Origin of the sequence: Pseudomonas sp., from assembly GCF_026224925.1 — a bacterium.
In the GTDB taxonomy this organism is placed as follows: Bacteria; Pseudomonadota; Gammaproteobacteria; order Pseudomonadales; family Pseudomonadaceae; genus Aquipseudomonas.
The window spans coordinates 1-4,596 of sequence record NZ_JAMFRV010000089.1 but is presented as its reverse complement, the minus strand read 5'-3'; the positions used below and the strand labels follow the sequence as shown (position 1 = coordinate 4,596).

Annotated in this window: 3 protein-coding genes; all 3 read right to left on the bottom strand. The window is 56.0% G+C overall.

All coding sequences use genetic code 11. The features are described from left to right. Nucleotides 1–117: 117 nt before the first annotated feature. On the bottom strand, nucleotides 118–1,116 hold the full coding sequence (gene moaA, locus M0974_RS03855; protein WP_297833041.1) for a GTP 3',8-cyclase MoaA: 999 nt from the start codon (nucleotides 1,114–1,116) through the stop codon (nucleotides 118–120). Nucleotides 1,117–1,296: 180 nt separating this feature from the next. Continuing rightward, nucleotides 1,297–1,773 carry a nuclear transport factor 2 family protein gene (locus M0974_RS03850; RefSeq protein ID WP_297833038.1) on the bottom strand — a complete coding sequence of 159 codons (477 nt, stop codon included), beginning with the start codon at nucleotides 1,771–1,773 and terminating at the stop codon, nucleotides 1,297–1,299. A gap of 101 nt (nucleotides 1,774–1,874) precedes the next feature. Further along, the gene (locus M0974_RS03845; RefSeq protein WP_297833036.1) at nucleotides 1,875–4,226 is read right to left on the bottom strand and encodes an FdhF/YdeP family oxidoreductase; all 2,352 of its coding nucleotides are present in this window, start codon (nucleotides 4,224–4,226) and stop codon (nucleotides 1,875–1,877) included. Between the last annotated feature and the right edge of the window lie 370 nt (nucleotides 4,227–4,596).

Genomic DNA, 4,596 nt, shown 5'->3' with positions numbered 1-4,596 from the left:
GCCCATGCGCTGGCCGCGACCGCCTGCCAATAACAGGATCGAACAGGGGTTATTGCTTGAGAAAGATGTCATGGCAGCGCCCGGCTATGCAGCAAAAGCGATTCAGAACAGCGGCTATCAACCGCCCGTCATGTTCATGAATCGCACGACCTGCACATCATCGTTGATTTCGAAGTTGTGGCGGTAGGGCTTGAGCTGCATGGCGTCGATGATGGCTTTTTCCAGTTTCTCCGGCTGACCCGGATGGCTGCGCAGGACGGTTTTCAAATCGGCCGAATGTTCGTTGCCCAAGCACAGCAGTAAACGACCCTCGACGGTCAGGCGCACCCGATTGCAGGTGGCGCAGAAGTTATGACTGTGGGGCGAAATAAAGCCGACTCGAATCTGCGGCGCTTCGGCCAGACGACAATACCGCGAAGGGCCCTGGGTCGATTCCGCAGAGTCGATCAGGGTGTAGCGTTCGGCAATCAGTTCGCGCACCTGCTCACTGGAGAAAAACGATTCGGCACGGCTGTGCTCGCTGATGATGCCCAGCGGCATTTCTTCGATAAACGTGATGTCGAGGTTTCGGTCGATGGCGAAGTTGACCAGATCCTTGATCTCATGATCATTGCGGCCCTTCATCACCACGCAGTTAAGCTTGGTGTGGGTAAATCCGGCGGCGTTGGCGGCGTCGATACCGGCAATGACTTTTGTCAGGTCGCCGGTACGGGTCAATTCACGAAAGCGTTCGGGGTTCAGGCTGTCGAGGCTGATGTTCAGGCGCTTGAGGCCAGCATCGAATAGCGGGCCAGCCAACTTGCCCAGTTGCGAGCCATTGGTGGTCATGCACAGTTCGCGCAAGCCTGGCAGCGCGGCGATTTGCCGACATAACTCGACCACACCGGGCCTGACCAGTGGCTCGCCGCCGGTCAGGCGAATTTTACGAGTACCCAGCGCGACAAAGCGTTCGGCCAACTGGAAAATCTCTTCCAGGGTCAGGATTTGTTGGCGCGGCAAGAATTGCATGTCTTCGGCCATACAATAGACGCAGCGAAAATCGCAGCGATCAGTTACCGACATACGTAGGTAATCGACCTTGCGAGAGTAGCTGTCCATCAGGATCCGATCTTGCACTTGCACCTCGTTCGCTCTCACGTCAACACGCCAGAGCGCTACTGTGGATGACCGCTGCACGGTCTTAGCCATCTCAGCCTAAGAGCCTGGAATGGTTTTATCCAATAGCTATTGGTGACTGATTGATCGATGCCATCTATCGGCCCGCTTCCGTGCTGATTTCTGGCTGATCCTGGCGCGTTACAGGCCCAGATCAGAAAGGCCTGGATGATCATCAGGCCGGCGACCCAGCGGCCAATGGAATTTGCGCTCGGACTCCTTGATGGGCATGTCGTTGATGCAGGCAAAACGATTGGCCATCAAACCGTTCTCAGCAAACTCCCAGTTCTCGTTGCCGTACGAGCGAAACCAGTTGCCCGAGTCATCGTGCCATTCGTAGGCGTAACGCACTGCGATGCGGTTGTCAGTAAAGGCCCACAGTTCCTTGATCAAGCGGTAATCCAGCTCTTTAGCCCACTTGCGCGTCAGGAACCCTTTGGCTTCTTCGCGGTTGTTGGCGAACTCGACGCGGTTACGCCATTTGGTATCGAGGGTGTAAGCCAGTGAAACCTTTTCCGGGTCGCGACCGTTCCAGCCATCTTCGGCGAGTCGAACTTTCACAATGGCGGACTCCCGAGTGAAAGGCGGAAGGGGTGGACGAGTTTCGGCGTTAGACATCACGAGGTCTCCAATAGGTATCAAACAGTCATTTGCCTGCGGTTGTTCTACCATCAAGCAGGTGTCGTGAGTTATCGGTAAACCCTCCTACAGGATAGATATCAATGAATTTGATCTTTATCCGGCACCGCATGCTCAAGGTCTTCAGTGCTCGGCAAGGTTTTGCGCAGGGTAATCGGCACCGACTTTGCCGCTGGCACTTTACTGCGCTCGGCGTGGTGCCACAGCGGCACCAGCGGGTTGCATTCCGGGTAATAACCCGCGCTGCAGCCTTCGGGAATGTCATACGCGACGATCTGCATCGGGCCGACTTCGCGAGTCACTTCGGGCTCGATTGCGGTGGTGATCATTACCCAATCCCCGGCGCTGAACCCTAAACGCACGATGTCGTTACGGTTCATGAAAATCACGCTGCGAGTCCCGCTGATCCCACGAAAGCGATCTTCGTAGCCATAGACGGTGGTGTTGAATTGGTCGTTACTGCGCAGCGTCATCAGTTGCAGCACGTCACGTCGCTCTGGTCCGGGATTGACGTCGGGGTCTTCGTTAAGTGTTTTTGGAGCAATGAACTGCGCGCGCTCGCTGGGTGTCTTCCATGTGCGTTCGGCGGCAGAAACGGGGCGATGGAATCCGCCGGGTTCCCACATTCGGGTCTCCATGTCGTGAAAAATCTCCGGATAAATCGTGGCAATGGCTGAGCGAATCTGCGAGTAATCGCCGCGCCATGCCTCCCAATCGATACGTTCGATCCCAGACAGCGTCGCTAAGGCCAACCCGGCGATGATCGATGTTTCTGCCCGAATATGCTCACTGACCGGTTCGCTATTGCCCCACCAGCCGTGAATACAGCCGGTGCTGTCTTCAGTGCTATACGCCTGAACCTTGTCATTTTGCCGATCAATTTCGATCCTGCCCAAACACGGCAACAACCAGCTTTGCTCGCCTGTTACCAAGTGAGTGCGGTTAAGCTTGGTGGCGATCTGCACATTCAAATGCAGGTTTTGCCACGCGGGTTCCATGCGTGAGGTATCAGGAATGGCGCGCAGAAAGTTTCCGCCCAGCCCAATGAACCCCCGCACGCTGCCGTTCAGAATGCCTTCGCACGCATCGACCGTGGCCAGTCCTTTTTTCTCGGGTACATGGAAACCGAACAACGCTTCGATTTTATCCACAGGGATTTTTTTAGGGTCCTCGGTAATGCCTACCGTGCGCTGCCCTTGAACGTTGGAATGACCGCGCACCGGGCATATCCCTGCACCGGGTTTGCCGATATTGCCGCGCATCAACAACAGGTTGACCAGCATTTGCACGTTTTCCACGCCGTGGCGATGCTGAGTCAGGCCCATCCCATAGACGAACATCGTGCGCTCGCTGCGGGCGTATACCGTGGCTGCCGCTTCCATTGCGCTGCGTGACAGTCCCGCCCGCAACTCCAGCGCGTCCCACTCGCAGCTGCGCACCGCGGCAGCAAACTCCGTGAAACCTTCGGTGTGCTCGGCAATAAACGCCTGATCGATCACCCCGGGTTCGCCTTTGACCAGCGCGGCCTTGTCCATCTCGAACAGTGCTTTGGCGATGCCCATGACGGCAGCGGTGTCACCGCCAATCGCCACCTGGTGGTATTGCGTGCTGATCACCGTCGATTCAAGCCCGAGCATTTCAACCGGCGATTGTGGATTGACGAAGCGTTCCAGCCCGCGCTCACGCAGTGGGTTGAAAGTAATGATTGGCACGTCGCGTTTACGCGCTTCCTGCAATGGATGAAGCATGCGCGGGCTATTACTGCCGACGTTTTGGCCAAAAAAGAAAATGCAGTCCGTGAGTTCAAAATCCGCCAGCGTCACCGTACCTACCGGTACACCGATACTTTCCTGCAGACCGACAGAGGTGCTTTCGTGACACATGTTCGAACTGTCGGGCAGATTGTTGTTGCCATAAGCACGGGCGAACAATTGGTACATAAACGAGGTTTCCAGCGAGGCGCGACCCGAGGCGTAAAATGCCACGCTTTCGGGTTCCATGGCCCTGAGTTGTGCGCCAATGTCGTGATACGCCTCTTCCCAGGTGGTTTCCAAGTACTTGTCGCTGGCGCGGTCGTAACGCAGGGGATGGGTCAGGCGCCCGTGTTGCTCCAGGTCATAGTCGGTCCATTGCAGGAGTTCGCTGACCGTGTGCCGCATGAAAAACTCTGGGCCGGTCTTTAGCGATGTCAGCTCCCAAGCGGTGGCTTTTGCACCGTTTTCGCAAAATTCCAAGTGATGCGGTTTGCCAGGTTTGGCCCACGCGCAACTGACACAGGCAAATCCTCCGGGTTTATTCTGTTTGAACAGTGCGCCAGGTGCTTTGGCGAATGCCTGTTCTCGCCAGAGAATCTCCATCACCGATTTGGCCGAGCCCCACCCCCCAGCAGCTGATTCGTAGGGCTTATAGCGAGCTTTCGGATGAATGAGCATTCAATGTCACCTCGGCCAGACAAAAATGCTGTTACAACTTCAGCGGTATGAGCTTACGACGAGGCGCTGTGGCAAAAGGTTCGTTGCTGTTTACGGACGATATTGGCGCAGGTAAACCGAACTTGCCGGGCAAATACCTATCAGTTCCAGGGTGGTTCAGGTTATTGGTGAATTAAGTATTGGAGGGGCCAGAGTTTTGTTGAAGTTCAAGAGCGTTGCGTTGCTGTGTGTTTTATTTTTTGCGGGCAGTTTTAATCTTCAGGCTGCCGATGTGCCCGGTATCGTGCTTAGGGCCATAACAACGACTGATCCAGTTGCCCCAGTTGCTCCGGCGGCGACCACTGCACCGGCAGCACCCGCCGCGGCCACG